We start from the raw sequence: 19,120 nt of genomic DNA on the forward strand, positions 1-19,120 counted from the left end.
TTCATCCCCTTAGTAATTATTTTGCTGCATTAAAGAACTGTTGGTGCTCTTCTAATAATTTAACTGTTAATGGTTGACTAAATTTCATAGAATGAGCTGGTTTATGCTCGTCGCTAACGGTTTCGCCTTTGTATAAAGCAACTGGGTAATTTTTAATTAAATCTTTACGAGCATCTTTAATAATTACTTCTGCCATTTTCATTGCTAATTCATTTGATTTCTTATCTTTTTTAACAACTGCAACTGATTCAGTTAGTGAGAAGTTTCCTTCTGTTGGATCTACGTAGTCAATTGGTAAACCTGAATTTTTATCTAACACTGCTTGGTGACGTAATCCGATACCTGCTGCAACTTCTCCAGCTTCTACCTTCTTAATTGGACCTGAACCTGAGCTCTCTAAATGTGGACCACAGTTTGCGATTAAATCATGTAAAATTGTTTTACCTTCTACTTCACCATACTGAGTAATAATCGCTTGAATTAATAACCATCCAGTTGAAGAATCCATGATATTTGGAATTGATACTAAACCTTTAAATTCTGGTTTTGCTAAATCTTTAATTGATGTTGGCATCGGTAAGCCTTTTTCTTTCATTACTTTTGTATTTACAAAAATTGATCCTGTGTTAGCTAAAATTGGTGTATAAAATGAAGGATATTTCTCTAAAGAATTTGTTTTAAATGTTAAGTCTTCAAACATATTGTGTTTTTCCTGAGCACTGTCTAAAAAGTATGAACTCATTGTTACTAAATTTGCCTCGATTTTATCGCCTTCAGCCATAAGTTTTCCACCTAATTCAGAAGTACCAAATGTTTGGAATACGTATTTTCCTTCATAACCTGCTTTTTTCAATGCACTTTCCATTGATGTAATGGCTTCTTCATCACCATTCGTATAAATAACAACTTTTCCTGAGGCATTTGTTTTAGAACTATTACATGCAGTTAATGAAAAAACTAAACATAATGCGAATAATGACAACACAATCCCTTTGAATTTCTTAAACATTTGAAATAACCTCTCTTATTTTAATTTTTTATAAATTATTGATTATCCCTGAATAACACTTTTCCGTTGAAAATAGTCGCAAATGAATTTAACGATTAAGTTCGTAAAAAAGATTAATAGCGATAATACAAATATTTCATCATATTTTTGGAAGTGCTGAAGTTCTTTTATTTTGCTTGCAACTAAAGAAGTTTCAGCTGTTATTAAGAATATGATCCCACTTACCGTTACCATTGAATTGATAAAATAGTAACTAATCATTTCAAAAACTGTTGACTTAGAGTTCGGTAAGACAACTCTGTAAATTGTTTTAAACCAGGAATCCCCCATTAATTCTCCAGTTGTCTCCCAACCAGGATTCATTTTAGATAATGAGTTTTTCGCTAATAAATATGGTGTAGTAAAGAAATGAACGATGTTGCAAAGAATGATAATTGCAAATGTTCCTTTTAAACTACTATTATTGAAAAATAGTAAATACGATAAACCTAAAACCATTCCTGGAACAGTGTTTGTTAGCATCGAAATTAAATCAATGACTAGCTTAGATTTACTTTTTATAGCTGTTCTCACATTTAATAGTGCCGAGCTATATGCAACAAGAGTTCCTAGAATTGCTGTTACTACTGAAACATATAACGAGTTTTTATAAACTCCAATTAAATCTGTAGATTGAAAAGCATCTACGAAATGTTGTAGCGAAAAAGTTAATTTAAATGGATAACTAATAAAAAATGGTATGATGAACATTACTGCAAATACTGAAAGAATACCAACTAAAATGATTGTAGAAATGATCCCGAAACAAATATCTCGAACCTTGTTGGAAATCATTTCAACGTTTGTAAACTTATCATAATGAAAATTGAATTTTTCAAGATAGTTTAGCAATAAAACACCAAATACAGCTGGAACTAGCATCAATACTGCAATAACTGCACCATTATTAAAATTAGGAATTGATCCAAGCATAACTTGATATAGCTGGGTAGCTACAACGTAATATGTACCACCCACAGAAGCCGGTATACCGTAATCTGTGAAGCTTAAAATAAAGGAAAGAACAAAAGCTCCACCAAGCGTTCCAAGTAATGGGCGAATAATTGTATTTTTGAAGCTTCTAAATGGTCCGTCACCCATCAATTCAGAAACAACCATAAATTTTTTATCAATATATTTAAAAGAATTATTAATTAATAGAAATGCAGCTGGTAATGTATAAATTACATATCCAATTAGTAATCCATTAAATCCATAAATTTCGAATAGATTTTTTCCTATTAATTTTGTAATTAAACCTTGTTGACCAAAGGAATAAATAATCGCAAATCCATATGTGATCGTTGGAAGTAACATTGGAATGAGAATAACGACTTTCATAAATCCTTTTAAAGGTCGAATCAATTTCGTACAGTTAATTGAATATGCCAGAATAAAAGCTAAGACTGTACTGATACAAGCAGTAATAGTAGAAACCTTAATACTATTTCCAATTGCTTGTACTAGGTTTTTATCTGACAGTATTGTTATATAATTATTAATTCCAAAACCATAATCCGTTTCGAATGAGCGATAAAATAATGTGATTAATGGTACTAATAGAAATGAGACAAATAATATGAATATTGCTAAATAAATAATTCGCATTTCCGGTTTAACTTTATGCATATTTCTCACCAAACAAGTTGTAAATATTATGTCTCTTAATTTGAAGTTGCTTTAATATAAACTCTTCAACAAATCGATTATTTGGTTCGTTTATGATTTCGCTTGGCGTACCAAATTGTGAAATTTTACCTTCATTAATAATTAAAATTTTATCTGATAATGTTAATGCTTCTTCTGGATCGTGAGTTACGATGATAGTTGTTAGTTTAAATTCTCTTGCAATCGATTTAATTCGTTCTTTAATTGATTCTTTTATGACGCCATCTAGCGCACTTAAAGGTTCATCTAATAGTAAAATTTTTGGCTTCGTTACTAATGTTCTAGCAAGAGCAACTCTTTGTTTCTGACCCCCAGATAACTCTCCTATTTTCTTATTTAAATGAGGCTTTAATTCTAAGAAATCAATATATTCCTGTAATTCTTGATCCGATACAAGACCTTTCTTATTCCTTAATCCATAAACAATATTTTCATAAGAATTCAAGTTAGGAAAAAGTGCATAATCTTGGAAAACAATATTGAATCCTCTATTTTTCATTGGCGTTTTAGTAATATCTACATCATTGAATATTATTTGACCTTGATCCATTTGCGTTAGACCTAGGATTAGATTTAGTAAAGTTGTTTTTCCACTTCCACTTGGACCTAGTAATGACACGATTTCTCCGGTTTTTATGTCGAGATTTATATCAGATAATACGACTTTTTTATCAAACTGTTTGCTAACGTTTTGTAGTTTCAGCAAACTGTTCACCTCCTTAAGTACAACCTTAGTATAAAATTCATATGTAAATCCAATTAGCTTTTTAAGTAAATAATATGTAAATTATACGTAAGTTTTGCATAACTTGTGCACATATTTACATTTTTTTAATCAAACATTTGCATTTCTACTATTGAAAATGTGTATTCATTTCAATTAAACTGTAAGCAAATAACATTAAATTACTGAATGGGTGAGGTTATGTTTCCACTTGAAAGACAACAAAAAATAATCGATTTATTAAAGGTAAATAACGTATTAAAAATAACTGAGCTAACTGAAGCTCTAAATATATCTACTGATACTTTACGTAGAGATTTAAATTTACTTGAAAAGCAAGGCAAAATAGAGAAAATATATGGTGGTGCAAAAATAGCTGAATCGAAGTTTTTTGAATCATCAATGGAAGAAAGAATGGTGAGTCACTTAGAGGAAAAAGAAAAGATTGCTGCCAAATGCGCTGAACACATTGAAGATGGAGATTGTATTTATTTAGATAGTGGCTCTACTACACTACAAATTGCGAAATATATTAAAGATAAAAAGAATTTAACAGTCGTTACGAATTCGATTCCAATCATCAATGAGTTAATGAATAGTTCGATTGAATTGATCATAATCGGCGGTAAAATTAGACGAAATGAACAATCAGTCGTTACGTACGATTACTTATTTAATTTTAACGAATTAAATATTCTAAAGACGTTTATATGCGCAAGTGGAATTACAATTGAAAAAGGAATTTCCGATTATAATTTAGAAGAGGCATTTACAAGGAAGAAAATAATTGAGTTATCCAACCTTAATTATGTTGCAGCTGACAGCACAAAATTCGGTAAGAATGTCACTGTTCACATAGCACCGCTTGAAAAAATTGATTATATCATTACTGATTCTCATATAAATAAAAGTTTTATTTCTAAATTTAATAAGACAAATACAAATCTGGTAATTACAGAATAAATAAAAGCAGGAGGATTCATTTATTGGGATCCTCCTATTTTCATTTAAGAGATGAGTAGTGTTGAATAATATCAGAGCTGAAAGTGCAATTAAATTCTGGGAATCGCAATTTAATTTGACAAATCTGCAATTAAATTCTAAGTAATTCTAATTAAAATTAGCTAATCTGCAATTAAATTACAAGGAACCGCAATTAAAATAAAATAATAACTATACTAGTAAGGGTACTTTAACCTAAAACTTATAAAAACAGGTACCTTCAAAAATAGAAAACTGCCAATTTGCTATTAATCTTTCTATATTGAATAAAAAATTGATAGAACCCGCTAATTATCTATAGAAGTGAGGATAATTTGCTAAGATAGCCCACTATTAACAACTTTCAGATCTTAAAACTGTTCAAATAAAAAAAGGGCTACCATATGTCACCCTCTGTGACCAATGGAACCCCCATAAGCTTACTTTAATCTTAAATTCTTTTTCCTCATTAAAAGTAAAGCCTTTTTATTCTCTTCTATTCAATGGTTACATATTAAAATACCACTCGTCACAAGAGTAATTTTAGATCATTATGTCTATCTCCGCTGTTTGGCCCCTCTTACATAAAGGATAATAATCGCAAAGATAATCATTCCACAAACAATAAAAGGCATTAAGCCTGAACTGTAAACCATATATACTCGAATATGACGTATTGCATTAACAACTATAAAAAGCACCATGCATAACCATAAAATTACAATAAGAGCCGCATTCTTATTTCTTCGCATAAACATCAGCCCCTTCCAAAAAAAGCAACTACAAAAAATTATTTTATTCTATTATATAGTCGAATTACCTAATCAATGACCACACGTTTTTGAGTATTTGTAAAAGTTTTAAAAAATTAAAAGGATAGCCAGTCTATAATAACTAGAGCTACCCTATGTTTTTAGCTTTTATAAAAAGTATAAAACTACATTAAAAATCCTGGTTGTGCTTCCTTTATTGATATATCGAAAAATCTGTGATATTTGCATATGGTAGATCATTATTAATCTTATTTTCTAAATCAATAAGTGTATATTTTTGCCATTCCTCTAATCGATTCAAATCCCATTTTTGAACAAATAAATGGTACAAAAATATTTCTCTCAATTTAAGAAAAACTGGGATTTGTTTTACTATGTCATTATGAAGTAAGTTTTCTAGTTTATATCCTTTAAAAAAGCGCGTCAAAAAAGTCTTAATAAACTGTTCATTCATTTGGTTAAAAGAGTTCTGTTGCCAATATGCATGATAAAAAGCTGTAGCAATATCCTGTGCGAACCAATTAAATGCACAATCATCAAAATCGATTATAAAGGGCGTATTACCAACTAGAATTATATTCCCTTGATGAAAATCATTATGAATAAGCCCAAATGTATCGGATTTCACTTGAAATTGTAATAGCTTTTCCATGTGTTTATCATAAATCTCTTTCATAGTAGGAACTAACTGATCTCTAATCCCAAAAACATCAACACGATTAGGTGACCATACAGGACGATGTACTTCACTTAATTTATACTTCTTGACTAAAGAGTGCATCTTCCCCAATTCTTTACCCCATTGTTCAAACAGTTGTATGTTCCAATGATTAGGATTTGTAACATCAATTTATTCGCCATTAATATAATCAAAATAAGTTATGACTCTTTCATCTTCTTTTCCTAGATTATGATCCACTCTTGGGACATTTACTCCTTGCATATGTAAAAAATTTATAAACTGAATTTCCTGTAACACCATTTCTTTTGTTCTTCCTAATTTAGACTTTCTAACCACCTTATTATATTCTTCATCAAAAAAAACATCATTTTGAAGCCCACCGCTTAAACGGAATTGATTACTACGCTTCTTATTCATTGATAGTCCCCATCTCTCTTATAGACTTTCATACAATCCCCTTTTTGTGTTCACAACCAAAATATATTAAGATATTTTTAAGTGTTTAATTCTTTCTATATTAAATATTATATCTATTCAATTTAAGGAGTTTTCAAAATATGAGTATGCCATTTGAATTTAATTGGTTAATTGTAACGAACGATCACGCCGTTAGACAAGAAAACAATCTATTCTCTTTAGAACTTAACGGGTACCATTTATTTCCTATTGATACACCAATCAATGTCTCCCGAAAGAATGATGAAAAACCTTTTGGAGTAGCTGTTATTCAAAGCATTGAATGGCGGAATAAGAATACTTATATGGTTTATGAACTAAAAGCAATTGATACAGTGAACTAAGATGTTGAAGAAATTTTATTAGAGCCCCAAGCCTATTGCTTCTTTTCCAAAATAAAAAACGGATAGCTTAGCTATCCGTTCTAGTGTGTAGACAAAGTCCTAAAAATCTGATTTTCAGACTGATTGCAAGCGCTTGACTTTCGAGGCGCGAAGCCTGGTGAGGAGCGGAGTTACCTTTGACGGTAATGAGCACCACAGACAGGCGAAGCAACGAAGAAAGCGAGCGTTTGTCAACAGTCTGAAACGGATAGCCTTAGCTATCCGTTCTTTTTAGGCCTTAAACCATCATAACTCGATAATCGATTGATATGCCTGTTTTGCTAAAGCATTATGACCAAGTTCATTTGGATGAACGCCATCAGTACCTTCAAAAAACTCCGAGTTTAGATTCTTATGTTGTTGAAATGGAATTCGAAAATCAATGAGATTAAATTGATTCACTTTTACCATTTTCTCGATTCGATTAGCTAACTCTTGTGCCTTCAACACAAATGTATCAAAACCAGCAATCGGTTCCCACACTTCTTCATGATTGATATGATCTATATGGATTGGTGGATGGATTGCTAAAATAGGTTGAATACCATTGTGCATTGCTTGCTTTACCATCGAATAAATATTTGAAAGTATATAGTTTATTTCAACATCCCACCACAAATCATTTCCACCTGCACAAATAATAACGTGTGATGGATTATTTAATATGACATCATGGTAAAATCGTGACAGCATTCCAGTACTTGTATCTCCTGAAATCCCTTTATTAATAACCTCGACTGATAATTCATTTTGAAGAATAGTTGGCCATGCATCAACTTTCGAGATTCCTAAGCCTTCTGTAAGGCTATCACCGATACATATAATCTTCATCTTCTCACCATTGTTCCTTTATAGTTTCTTGTCTCACCCTTGGTCTTATTTTTATTAAATAAGTTATTCCACTAACTCCAAACATAAAGACAATATTAATCGTGAATGCAATAAATCCTGAATCAAAATCTTTCAAAAATTGAGGAGCATGAGGGAATATTGTTCCAAAAGTTGTATTTTTTATTGTTACGTATGCTACTGTAACTAGTCCAGATAGTATCCCTGCAACTGCACCTATTTTTGTAACTGGATTACGTTTAAAGAACGTAACAATTAGTGCAGGGAATAATTGTAAGACGAAGCTATATGCCATTAATAAAAGAGAAAGCATTGTCTTTCCACCATAAAATGTAAAAAATAATGCGATTAAAGCAATGATCGGGACTAAAATTCTTGTAAGTCCTGCTAACTTTGCATCGCTTGTTTCCGGTTTTATTGCTTTATAAATATTTTTAGAAAGTAAGGTTGAGGCAGTTAATAATAACAACGAACTAGGAACTAAAGCTGCTAGTAAACCAGCCGAGCCAATTACACCAATAAACCAAGGCGGAAGTGTTGCTTTAGCAATTTCGAATAAAACTAAATCAGTACGTCCATCTGGTATATGTGGCATTTGTAAAAGTGCAGTAAAACCAATAAAAAGAATAAAAACCATCAAAATTTGATAAAGAGGTATAAGTGCCGCATTTTTACGTAATGTTTGTGAGTCCTTTGATGATAGACTTGCTCCGAAAACATGCGGCCACATATATTGACCGAGCGCAATAATTAAACAAACTGATACATACCATGAGATACTATAGCCAGACTTAGGTAATAATAGGAACCCGGGTTTAGCGGCATCTAATGTTCTAAACATCGGTTCTACACCACCGTAAAAATGGAAAGGTAAATAAATCCCTAAAAACAAAATTGTTATGAGCATCAAAATATCTTTTAATATAGCTGTAAATGCTGAACCATGAATTCCTGAAATATAAACAAAGATTGTTACAACAATTACACCAATCCACACTGCTAAATTTGGAGAAATAGCGCCGTAGGAAGCTTCAGATACTATTATTTTTATTCCATTTAGTTGGAGGACCATATATGGAACAATTGAAACAACTCCAACTAGTGCAACAAGTAGTCCTAATGATTTACTATTATATTTTTTAACAAAGAAATCTGGCTGTGTTAATAAATTATGTTTTTTTGCATAGCGCCAAATGTGAGGTAAGATCCAAAATGGAATAATATAAGTAACAGCACAGAAAATATAGATTACTGGACCACCCATCGAATAAGATGCACTACTAGCTCCTAAGAAAATAAACGTTGTAAACATTTCACCTGCCATAAGGACGAACATGACAATACTACCAAAATTCCGATCCCCGACTACCCATGATTCCATATTCATTTCTCTTCCTCTTCGGGCACGGATACCTAAATAAAGAGCTATTAGAAACGTAATTCCAATTAATAGAATGCTCATTGATTTTCCTCCTGTTTCTCTAATATTGCATTACTAATAAAAAGGCAAACAGATGTGATTACTAACCAACTCGCAGACCAAAATACAATAAATGGTAATCCTAATATGTAAGGCTCCACTCGATTCACAACACTTAATGATCCTATGAAAGCAAAAATAGTTAAAAAAATTGCTAAATATTTCATTCCGTTTCCTCCTTGTCTTTAAGTTGATTATTTAAAAAATTCTGTTAATATTTTATAGACTTATGTTAAACTCGTTTTATAAAATAGTAAAATCTTACTCTCTTATTGTAAGCGCTTAATAAAGGAGCATAAATGATGAAAAGTTATTCTAATCTTTCAGAAATACTAGAATTTGATAAAGAAGTGTTGCTAAATATTTTAAACTATTCTTCAGATGAAATTTATATTTTAAACCGAAATCTTGAAATCATTTATGTTAATAAAATGTGCGAGCAACATTACGGTTTACGACAGAACGAAATTATAGGAAAACATAATGACATTTTTTTGGAAAAAGGGTATTGGACCCCTTCAATTATTCCAATAGTTTTAGAGAAAAATAATACCGTTACAATCAATCAGACTACACATACTGGTAAAGAATTAGTAACAACTGCCATTCCAATTTTCAATCCTATTAATAAAAAATTAGATTTCATTTTTATTACATCTCGCGAAAAGAATTATATTTCTATAATTCATAATAACACTTATGAAATGCTTGATTCGAGCAAACATTTTAATTCAAATGGATTTTTAACAATTGACGAAGAAATGACAAATATCATTGAATTTTGTAAAAAGATTGCTCCTGTTGATACAAATATTTTAATTCAAGGTGAATCGGGAACAGGAAAAGGTGTACTAGCAAAATATATTCATGATTTAAGTAATCGGAATGCCGGTCCTTTTCTCGCCATTAATTGTGCTGCCATTCCAGAAGATTTATTGGAATCTGAACTATTTGGCTATGCAACGGGCGCATTCACAGGAGCCTTAAAGAATGGAAAAATTGGCTTACTCGAAACTGCAAATAAGGGAACAATTTTTTTAGACGAAATCGGAGAAATTTCTTTGAAATTCCAAGCAAAATTACTCCAAGTATTACAAGATCGTAGCTTTTTTTCAGTAGGTGGCAGAGAATTAAAAAAGGTTGACGTTCGTATTATTACGGCGACGAACCGTAATCTATTAGAAATGGTAAAATCAAAACAGTTTAGAGAAGATCTATTTTACCGATTAAATGTAATTGATATTCAAATTCCTCCACTTAGAAATAGAAAAAAAGATATTCCTATATTAGCTGATCATTTCTTAACTAAATTCAATCATAAATACAAAGTGAACCGCACATTCTCAACAAATGTAAAAAATACTTTTGAAGCTTTTCAATGGCCAGGTAATATCAGACAACTTGAAAATATTATTGAAAGACTTGTTATTACTAGCGAATCAGTCATACGATTGTCTGATTTGCCGTCGCAATTAATTCCTGAAAATCATCCAGTTACAATCCAAGAGGATAATTCATTGGAAAATATTTTGGAAGAAACTGAGAAAAAAATGATTATCGAATCTTACAGGATTCATAAGAGCTCTCGAAAAGTTGCAAAGGATCTTGGTTTAAGTCAAACAAAAGCAAACAAATTAATCCAAAAGTATTGTAAAAACGAATAGATTTTGACTGATTAAACTAAAAGGGAGATACTTCTATAGTATTTCCCTTTTTTTGTGTAGACAAAGTACTAAAAACTTGCTTTTCAGACTGATTGCGAGCGCTTGTCTTTCGAGCCGCGAAGCCAGGTGAGGAGTGGAGTTACCTTTGACGGTAATGAGCACTGCGCTGAACAGGCGAAGCAACGAAGAAAGCGAGCGTATCAACAGTCTAAAATAATTAATTTTTTTGAGTCTGTAAAACATTCATATTAGAAGCTATCAATTCAACAATACAATCCCCTACTTCTGAAGTGGAAGATGAACCCCCTAGATCAGGCGTTAAGACATTTTTTTCAATTAATAATTGTTCAATTGCGGTAAGAATTACCTTACCATATTGTTCATACCCTAAATGATCGAGCAACTGGCTAGCTGACCAAATTGCTGCAAGTGGATTTGATAACTGTTTTCCAGCTATATCTGGAGCTGAACCATGAATTGGTTCAAACATTGATGGATATACTCTCTCAGGATTTATGTTTGCTCCAGCTGCAAGTCCCAAACCTCCTGCAATAGCCGCACCTAGATCTGTTAAAATATCACCAAATAAATTAGAAGTCACTACTACCTCAAATCGTTTTGGATCTTTAATCATGAGCATAGCAGCTGCATCAACAAGATAAGAATATGTTTTTACTGAAGGATATTCTTTGCCCACTTCTTCAAATAGTTGATCCCAAAATACCATTGAGTAATTTAGAGCATTACCTTTACTTATGCTTGTTAATGTTTTTCCTTGTTTTAGGGCTACTTCGAATGCATATCGAATGATTCGTTCAGTACCTTTACGTGAAAAGACGCTATTTTGTAAAACTACTTCATTCTCTTTTCCTCTATATAGCCAATCTCCTGCACCTGCATATTCACCTTCTGTATTCTCTCGGATAAATAACATATTTATATCTTCAGAATTGAAATTAACGAGAGGGCACGGTGCTCCTTTTAATAAAGTTATAGGACGTATATTCACGTATTGATCGAAGCTCTTACGAATTTTTAATAGCAAGTCCCACAATGAGATATGATCAGGTACACCAGGAAATCCAACAGCTCCTAAATAAATTGCTTCAAATTCTTTTAATCTTTCAATCCCATCATCATCCATCATTTTTCCGTATCGCGCATAGTACTCACAGCCCCAAGGGAAAGACGTAAATTCAAATTGAAAAGTATGATCGAGACTAGCTATTTTATTTAAAACTTTCACGCCTTCATTAATTACTTCCGGCCCTATTCCATCCCCTGGAATAACTGCTATTTTATGTGTTTTCATACCATATCTCCTACCTTACTTAATTCAGTTTTGATTCCAGACAATTAGCTTCATCTCTGTCATTTCTTCAACTGCAAACTTTATCCCTTCTCTTCCAGTTCCGCTTTCCTTCACACCACCATAAGGCATATTATCCACTCGGAACGTTGGAACATCATTAATGATTACCGCACCTACATGGAGCTCGTTTGAAGCAAGTAGTGCATTCGATACGCTATCCGTATAGATTCCAGCCTGTAGCCCATAGTGTGAATTGTTTACATGGGAGATGGCTTCACGGATTGATTTCACCTTAGTAACCGTTACAATTGGAGCGAATACTTCCTGACAAGAAACCTTTAAACTAGGTGTACAATTAGCAATAATTGTTGGCTCTAGTATATTTCCTTGTGCTTTACCACCTGCTAGAATAGTTGCATTGCTTTGTTTAGCTTCTTCAATCCAGCTTAACGTTCGATCTAATTCATCCGGAGTTATTAATGAAGAAAGATATGTTTCATGGTCGAACGGATTACCAAGTTTTAATTGTTTAGCTGCCTCTACAAATTTATTAGTAAACTCTTCGTAAATCTCTTCATGAACAAAAATTCTCTGTAAAGAAATACATACTTGACCTTGATTTGAAAAAGCACCCATTATACATCGATCAATAATTTTATCAATATTAATATTTTTATCAATAATGACGGCAGCGTTTGATCCAAGTTCAAGCGTTGTTTTCTTTAACTTTGCTTTATTCCTTATGTTAATCCCAACACTAGTACTACCAGTAAATGTAATCATGTTTACTCGACCATCTTCAACAATCGTGTCGCCAACCGTACGGCCAGGACCCGTTACAACGTTTAATACACCATCCGGTAAGCCAGCTTGTTTGAATAGCTTAGCTATAAATAGTGCCGAAAGCGGCGTTTGAGATGCCGGTTTTAAAACCACCGTATTTCCAGACGCAATCGCTGGACCAACTTTATGAGCCACTAGATTCATAGGAAAGTTAAATGGAGTAATCGCTCCAATTACACCAATCGGATTTCTTACTGTATATCCTACTCTTCCTATACCACCAGACGCAGCATCAAACGGAATTGTTTCTCCATGTATTCGCTTTGCTTCCTCTGCTGCAAATTTATATGTTTCAATTGTTCGGGTTACTTCTCCCAATGAAAATGTAATTGGTTTAGCAGTTTCCCTTGTAATAATTTCCGCTGCTTCATTAAAATTTTCTTTTAATAACTGTACGACATTTTCAAGAATTTGTGCTCTCAAAAATGCAGGCATTCTAGCAAACTCGTCTTTCGACTGATATGCTGCTTCAATAGCCTGTTCTGTTTGTTCTTTAGTTGCAACAGCAATCTCTGAAATTACTTCTCTAGTGTAAGGGGAATAGAGGTTTGAATACTCTTTTGTTTGTACCTCTTCTCCATTAATAAATAAATGCTTTTTTATCGGACTCACTTTGTTTATCATCATTCTTCCTCCAAAGCTCTTAGGACCGTTTCATGGAACTGTACAATTGCTTTCTCTGACGATGAATAAAAGCCTTTATTAAATGCTCGTGAACGGAATCCAACTTGTTCTAATTCAACTAGTTCAACATCTTCATTTCGAACCACTTCTGCAAATTCAACTAAGTCTTTTTCTTCTTGTGTTAAATTTTCATCTCTAAAGTAGTAAGTATAGACTCCAAGTGTTGTTTCATGGTCGATAGGAATCATTTGGATCGTAGCAATATTTCCTGGGCCAGGATAAATGGTCATCATTAAATTTGGCCATAACCAATAGAAAGTACCACCTTGCATTTCTACTTCATTAAAATCTAATGATCCCATTTTCTTATTTGCTTTTACGACCGATCCTTGAACAGAATAATTTTGACATGTAATAATTTGATAGTCTTTCATATCTAGCGTAGCAACAAAGCTAGGATGCGCTACATGACAATGATCACACTCTAAATAATTATCAATGAATGCTTTCCAGTTTGCTTTAATAATTCTCGATTTACTGCTCGTTCTTTTTAATTCACTTAAAAAAGGAAATTTACTTAGCTTTTCAAAAAAGTCTCCATATGTTTCAATTAACGATGTAGCTTGATCATCTAAATTAACGAAAATAAATGACTCAGCAATTTCCATCCTTACAGATCGTAAACAAGCATTTGATACACAAGCTAAATCTTCCCCTCTAAAGTTAGGAGCTTTATTTAATTTACCATCTAAATGAAAAGTCCATCCATGGTAACCACATTGTAGAATTTTTTTATTTCCACTTTCATTTTTCTCTAGTTTAGTTGCTCGATGAGGACATACATTATAAAAAGCTTGAATAACCTCATTCTTGTCGCGAGTTACAATAATCGGTTCACCCGCTACCTCGGCAGTGAAGAAATCTCCAATATTTTCTAACTGACTAACATGCCCAACTAATTGCCAAGTCTTTGAAAAGATTTTTTCTTGTTCTTGTTCTAAAACCTTTGGATCAGTGTATAAATCATACGTTAAAGTTCTTTCGAAGATTTCAGTTGTTGCATTTTGTACTTTATTAAAAGTCATTTACAAAAACTCCCCTCACATTTCCCTAATTTTTTCCCCTATATCTTTTACCTTGCAATAACCGTGCCAGGATTAAAGAACTCCAATAAATCAACATTTATTGAGTCTTAACGACTCAAATTAATAAAAAAAGTGAACTGAATACAACTCGATTGAGTTATTTTCAGTTCACTTTTTGAGTTGGATAAGAGCAATTAATAAATTCAATTACTTACAATGTGCATTATCTTGATCTAATACTTGAATTATATTAACAAGTTTCCTTAAAATTAAAAAACTCGCAATGATTTACGAGTTTTTCAACTTAATTTATCGGATTTAAATACTTTGAATATATTATAGGTACATTATTTTTATTAACCAATTCAATAATAGCAACCTTTTGTAACTTCCCAGCCAATGTATCATTTCGATGTAAACAATAATTATACGCTTCTACTAGTTTGTTCGGTGACAATCTATTAGCTAATGTACAATGTGGTACCCACTTACCAGGCAAATACATAGAATTTGGATTATCATTAAATTGTTTAAAATAAGTATGATAATCTTCATGAAAATCAATCAACTCTCTTGAAACAATTGGTGAAAAAAACAATGTCCCAGTATTTAGAAATGAACCAACTGAATTAAGCGTAATATTTATCTCCGGCATATTCTCATAAAATTTATCAAATTGATCAAAGAAGTTTTTTCTATCTAAACTATGATAACTTGCTAAAGTAATATGCGGTTTACGATCTACTACTTCATCCGCATAGAAAGAAATCGATTTCTCTCTTAACTCTGACCAAATATCTTTAATAATTTGTTCGGTTTCTGCATCAAATAACGCGACAACTCCGTACATCAATCTTCCCTCTTTCTATACTTATACTAGATCCATATGCATAATAAAGAGCTCACCTTTTCTCCCCATTACTCTCTTTCCGCTATCAATAAATCCGCTTTTTAAATAAACATGCTGTGCAGCAGTATTTTTATGATTCACGCCCAAAATGATTTCATCTCGTTCAGGGAAATTCGCTTTTACAAAAGAAGGCAATAAATTTAAAGAGTGTTTTGCAATCCCTTTTCCTTGAAAATTTGTATCAACAGAATAAGCCCTTAATAGAATTGCATTTGTATTATCACTATATTGTCTAACTCCTTCCCAACCATGCAAAACAAAAAATCCTGCAACATCATTGTTACTCAAAATTAAAATCGCATGACGATCAGCCTCTATTACACATTTCTCTATATTATCAATAGGCAGACCAGTGAACTTTAGATGCTCATCAGCTAGAAAATAGTTTTTTAATTGATCATCATATTGATCATTATAAAATTGTAAAGAAATAGTATTTGTCGTCAATAAAGAATTAGACATGAAAATATCCCCCAATAAAAATAGAATTACAAGAATAGTACAACAATTATTATCGTATTTCCACATTGTTTTTTTAACTAATTTATTACGATTCTTAATCAACTATTTTGAATTCATGGAGGGTTAAATACTAATATGTACTCATTTTATAAACAAAAAACCACCTTTTTAGTGGTTTTTCCTCGACAGTTTTCTTTAAAACCTATTTTTGCTCAAATGGTTCTGGATATTTTTGCTGAAAATACGATAATAAATCGCTTTTTTTAAGAAGGAGATTTAAACAAATTTGCTGGCTGATTGCAGATTTAAATACAAGTTTATTGCAAAACTGACACTTTTCCTTTTCAATAAATGCATGTTTAATAGACAAAGGGAAAATCGTTTGTTGTTTTCCGGCTAATAATATGTAGCTTTGATGATTAACTGAAAAGCTTATTTTATAACCGTCGTATCCTCCAAGCTTACTAATTATTACGTTTTGAATATCTAAGTCTTGAATCACCATGTGTAATAGCACCTCCGTTTTCAACAAAATATATGACGAAATGCTATTTTTATGACTCATTATCGTTAAATATTTTCATAAAAAAATAAAAACTACCCAAAAAGTAGTTTTTTATCACGATTTCTTTATTAATTTATTATTTTACTTTGGTCGATGATTGTCAAAAGCCATTTTAAGTCTGTTTAAAATTGTTCAGAATAATGTTCTTGGAAATAAGTTAATAATTCTTTTCTTCTATTAAATAATGTTGGACAAACTTGTTGACTAATATTTGATGGTAAAACTAGTTTATTGCAAAGCTTACATGTACCTTTGTCATTAAAAGTATGAATTAGAGACAAAGGAAATAATATATTTGTTTTACCGACTAAAAGGACATAATGCTGTTGATCGATCGAAAATCTAATTTTATAGCCTTTATAATCCGTATGTTTTGTAATGAGTATGTTATGAATATCAAACTCAAGCTTTGTCACTATGGCTAGCACCTCCGATTAAAGGGTTGGATTAAGATTTTAATAGACTTTTTTACGCTTGTATTATCTATATTATTAGTTTAATTAACAAAACTTTCATAAAGCAATAATCTTATAGGTATTTACTGAAATAAAAAAACTATTACAGTTTTTTCACGTCGTTGAATAATGAGAATGCAATGTTTCTTTTTTGTTTTTTTTGTTAAATTTTGATTTAATTTTACTTTTTCGGAAAAATTTTACACTAAATAAGTGAAGCCACCCATGTTATTATGTTAGAATTTAAACTAAATGTGATCTCACATTGTAAATATTTTAATTACCAAATTCATGTAATCTAAGATTTGCCCTTACTATCAAATGAGGTAAGGGATTTTTCTTTGTTATTTCAGTTATTGGTTAGAGGGAAGGTTAGTAATGAAATCGAAATCAGCAAGTACCTTAATAAAGTTAAATTTGAAAGGAGAAAGAAATAAAAAAAGAGCATTAAACTCAATGGCATTAGTTGGACTTGCATCAACATTAACAATTCAAATTCCATATAACACTACTGCAGCTGCAGCCTCTATTGATTCCAAGAAAACTCTGCAATCTAGTAAACTTTATTCAAATAATAATATAAGTACATATAAATCAATCGGCAATGGTGTCCGTGTAAGATCTGGAGCTGGGACTTCTTATCAAATTTTAGGTAGTGTGAATAAAAATCAAAAATTAGATGTAATTTCATTATCTAATGGTTGGTATAAAATAAAATTTAATGGATCAACAGGATATATTAGTGCATCTTATGTTGGAAAAGTAATCGAATCGAATAATACTAATATTAATCAAGTGGTCAGTTCGGGGAACTACATTTCTACTGGTAATGGTGTCCGCATAAGATCTGGTGCTGGAACTTCTTATCAGATTCTAGGTAGTGTGAATAAAAATCAAAGACTAGATGTAATCTCATTGTCTAATGGTTGGTATAAAGTAAAATTTAATGGAACAACAGGATATATAAGTGCATCTTATGTTGGAAAAGTAACCGAGCCGAATAATAGTAATAATAATCAAGTAGTCAGTTCAGGAAACTACATTTCAACTGGTAATGGCGTCCACATAAGATCTGGGGCTGGAACTTCTTATCAGATTTTAGGTAGTGTGAATAAAAATCAAAGACTAGATATAATCTCATTAGCTAATGGTTGGTATAAGGTAAAATATAATGGGACAACTGGGTATATTAGTGCATCTTATGTTGGAAAAGAAACAGGTTCAAATCAGACAGATCCAAATAAGACTGATTCAAACAATGTGAATTCAAATCAGGTTGATTCAAATAACATTCAATCATTTGATGTACAAACTTTAATCACCATATCAAAAAAGTATTCAGGTGTACCATATGTTTGGGGTGGAGAAACTCCAACTGGATTTGACTGCAGTGGGTTTATCTCTTATGTATTCAAAGAATCTGGAATGTCACTTCCTAGAACAAACGTTGCAGGTTATTGGTACAATAATTCAAATTTAAAATCCGTAGATGACGTAAAACCTGGAGATTTAATCTTTTTCCAAAACACTTATACTTATGGACCGTCTCACATGGGTATAGTGATTAATAGTAACGAGTTTATCCATGCAAGTAGTAGTTCAGGAGTAACTATTTCTAAAATAAACAATTCATATTGGAACCAACATTTTTTAGGATTTAAAAGATTTAAATAAGTTTTTCAACACTCTTAAATATAAAATGGTCAATAGGGAAAACGGACATTAAATTGAACTTATTTATGATGAAATTATCATTTTTGGATGATTTATTAATTGTTTTAAATGTTAATATTTTGAGCAATTTCATAATTCTAATAATCACTAGTAAAGTTTTTTTCAGAAGTTAAAAATAATAAGAGCTAATTTTTAGAAAAACAAATTCAGTTTATTTGTTTAATTAAAGTTCGATATTAGTTGACTTACAAGCTGATTATTACACAACAGTTAGGTTACTCTAAGTAAAGGCTATTTGATTAGGGTTTATTGCAGACTTATTTTGATGAATAAATTGATTGGAACGGAGGGGTGCTCGACTCCTATGGGATTAGCGGGAAGGCTGAGACCCCGCAGGCTTGCCGAGGAGGCTCAGGTCTCGCCCCATGGAAAGCGAGCATCCTGTAGTGGAAATCAACATCACTCTACTCCTTTTACGAAAA

20 protein-coding genes are annotated in these 19,120 nt (G+C 31.7%); 4 read left to right on the forward strand and 16 right to left on the reverse strand.

Annotated elements, in window-relative coordinates; translation table 11 throughout:
* Positions 1–16: 16 nt before the first annotated feature.
* From BED47_RS23875 to BED47_RS08670, 3 genes are read right to left on the reverse strand one after another with little or no spacing between them, the layout of a single operon-like run.
* A complete protein-coding gene (locus tag BED47_RS23875) occupies positions 17–1,009 on the reverse strand; it encodes an extracellular solute-binding protein (RefSeq protein WP_069033332.1) in 993 nt (330 codons plus the stop codon).
* 42 nt (positions 1,010–1,051) lie between these two features.
* Positions 1,052–2,677 carry an ABC transporter permease subunit gene (locus BED47_RS23880; RefSeq protein ID WP_069033333.1) on the reverse strand — a complete coding sequence of 542 codons (1,626 nt, stop codon included), beginning with the start codon at positions 2,675–2,677 and terminating at the stop codon, positions 1,052–1,054.
* Positions 2,670–3,422: an ABC transporter ATP-binding protein gene (locus tag BED47_RS08670; RefSeq protein ID WP_069033334.1), complete on the reverse strand. Its 753-nt coding sequence runs from the start codon at positions 3,420–3,422 to the stop codon at positions 2,670–2,672. Before BED47_RS08670 ends, BED47_RS23880 begins: the two co-directional genes overlap by 8 nt.
* Positions 3,423–3,641: 219 nt before the next feature.
* Between BED47_RS08670 and BED47_RS08675 the strand changes: the two genes are divergently transcribed.
* A complete protein-coding gene (locus tag BED47_RS08675) occupies positions 3,642–4,403 on the forward strand; it encodes a DeoR/GlpR family DNA-binding transcription regulator (RefSeq protein WP_069033335.1) in 762 nt (253 codons plus the stop codon).
* Between the two features lie 575 nt (positions 4,404–4,978).
* Here BED47_RS08675 and BED47_RS08680 read toward each other — a convergent pair.
* From BED47_RS08680 to BED47_RS24090, 3 genes are all read right to left on the reverse strand, one after another.
* Complete coding sequence (locus BED47_RS08680) at positions 4,979–5,173, reverse strand: hypothetical protein (protein WP_069033336.1); 195 nt, start codon at positions 5,171–5,173, stop codon at positions 4,979–4,981.
* A gap of 214 nt (positions 5,174–5,387) precedes the next feature.
* Entirely contained in the window at positions 5,388–6,044 is a 657-nt protein-coding gene (locus BED47_RS24085; RefSeq protein ID WP_368072855.1) for a phosphotransferase enzyme family protein, read from the reverse strand.
* On the reverse strand, positions 6,045–6,293 hold the full coding sequence (locus BED47_RS24090) for a phosphotransferase (RefSeq protein ID WP_254664571.1): 249 nt from the start codon (positions 6,291–6,293) through the stop codon (positions 6,045–6,047).
* Positions 6,294–6,433: 140 nt separating this feature from the next.
* On the opposite strand from BED47_RS24090, the gene BED47_RS08690 reads away from it, so the two are divergent.
* Positions 6,434–6,676 (forward strand): DUF2584 family protein, encoded by a 243-nt coding sequence (locus BED47_RS08690; RefSeq protein WP_069033337.1) that lies wholly within the window; start codon positions 6,434–6,436, stop codon positions 6,674–6,676.
* 285 nt (positions 6,677–6,961) lie between these two features.
* On the opposite strand, the gene BED47_RS08695 is transcribed toward BED47_RS08690, so the two are convergent.
* Genes BED47_RS08695 through BED47_RS08705 form a run of 3 tightly spaced genes read right to left on the reverse strand, consistent with a single transcriptional unit; the run spans position 6,962 to position 9,211 of the window.
* Complete coding sequence (locus BED47_RS08695; RefSeq protein WP_069033338.1) at positions 6,962–7,546, reverse strand: GDSL-type esterase/lipase family protein; 585 nt, start codon at positions 7,544–7,546, stop codon at positions 6,962–6,964.
* Between the two features lie 4 nt (positions 7,547–7,550).
* Entirely contained in the window at positions 7,551–9,026 is a 1,476-nt protein-coding gene (locus BED47_RS08700) for a sodium:solute symporter family protein (protein WP_069033339.1), read from the reverse strand.
* On the reverse strand, positions 9,023–9,211 hold the full coding sequence (locus BED47_RS08705) for a DUF3311 domain-containing protein (RefSeq protein WP_069033340.1): 189 nt from the start codon (positions 9,209–9,211) through the stop codon (positions 9,023–9,025). The genes BED47_RS08700 and BED47_RS08705 overlap by 4 nt, the downstream gene beginning before the upstream one ends.
* 135 nt (positions 9,212–9,346) lie before the next feature.
* On the opposite strand from BED47_RS08705, the gene BED47_RS08710 reads away from it, so the two are divergent.
* Positions 9,347–10,708 (forward strand): sigma-54 interaction domain-containing protein, encoded by a 1,362-nt coding sequence (locus BED47_RS08710; protein WP_069033341.1) that lies wholly within the window; start codon positions 9,347–9,349, stop codon positions 10,706–10,708.
* Positions 10,709–10,925: 217 nt separating this feature from the next.
* Here BED47_RS08710 and BED47_RS08715 read toward each other — a convergent pair whose 3' ends face one another.
* From BED47_RS08715 to BED47_RS08745, 7 genes are all read right to left on the reverse strand, one after another.
* Entirely contained in the window at positions 10,926–12,020 is a 1,095-nt protein-coding gene (locus BED47_RS08715) for a tartrate dehydrogenase (RefSeq protein WP_069033342.1), read from the reverse strand.
* Between the two features lie 24 nt (positions 12,021–12,044).
* Positions 12,045–13,487, reverse strand: a complete 1,443-nt coding sequence (locus tag BED47_RS08720) for an aldehyde dehydrogenase family protein (protein WP_069033343.1) — start codon at positions 13,485–13,487, stop codon at positions 12,045–12,047.
* Positions 13,487–14,572: an aromatic ring-hydroxylating oxygenase subunit alpha gene (locus tag BED47_RS08725; protein WP_069033344.1), complete on the reverse strand. Its 1,086-nt coding sequence runs from the start codon at positions 14,570–14,572 to the stop codon at positions 13,487–13,489. The genes BED47_RS08720 and BED47_RS08725 overlap by 1 nt, the downstream gene beginning before the upstream one ends.
* 304 nt (positions 14,573–14,876) lie before the next feature.
* Positions 14,877–15,422 (reverse strand): 2'-5' RNA ligase family protein, encoded by a 546-nt coding sequence (locus BED47_RS08730; protein WP_069033345.1) that lies wholly within the window; start codon positions 15,420–15,422, stop codon positions 14,877–14,879.
* A 21-nt stretch (positions 15,423–15,443) separates the two neighbouring features.
* Positions 15,444–15,944, reverse strand: a complete 501-nt coding sequence (locus BED47_RS08735; protein WP_069033346.1) for a GNAT family N-acetyltransferase — start codon at positions 15,942–15,944, stop codon at positions 15,444–15,446.
* Positions 15,945–16,146: 202 nt separating this feature from the next.
* Positions 16,147–16,449: a hypothetical protein gene (locus BED47_RS08740; RefSeq protein WP_069033347.1), complete on the reverse strand. Its 303-nt coding sequence runs from the start codon at positions 16,447–16,449 to the stop codon at positions 16,147–16,149.
* A 182-nt stretch (positions 16,450–16,631) separates the two neighbouring features.
* Positions 16,632–16,925 carry a hypothetical protein gene (locus BED47_RS08745; RefSeq protein ID WP_069033348.1) on the reverse strand — a complete coding sequence of 98 codons (294 nt, stop codon included), beginning with the start codon at positions 16,923–16,925 and terminating at the stop codon, positions 16,632–16,634.
* A gap of 417 nt (positions 16,926–17,342) precedes the next feature.
* Here BED47_RS08745 and BED47_RS08750 point away from each other — a divergent pair, with 417 nt between their 5' ends.
* The gene (locus BED47_RS08750; RefSeq protein ID WP_069033349.1) at positions 17,343–18,638 is read left to right on the forward strand and encodes a C40 family peptidase; all 1,296 of its coding nucleotides are present in this window, start codon (positions 17,343–17,345) and stop codon (positions 18,636–18,638) included.
* Positions 18,639–19,120: the final 482 nt, after the last annotated feature.

It is taken from the genome of Gottfriedia luciferensis (genome assembly GCF_001712755.1).
GTDB lineage: Bacteria > Bacillota > Bacilli > Bacillales > Bacillaceae_G > Gottfriedia > Gottfriedia luciferensis_B.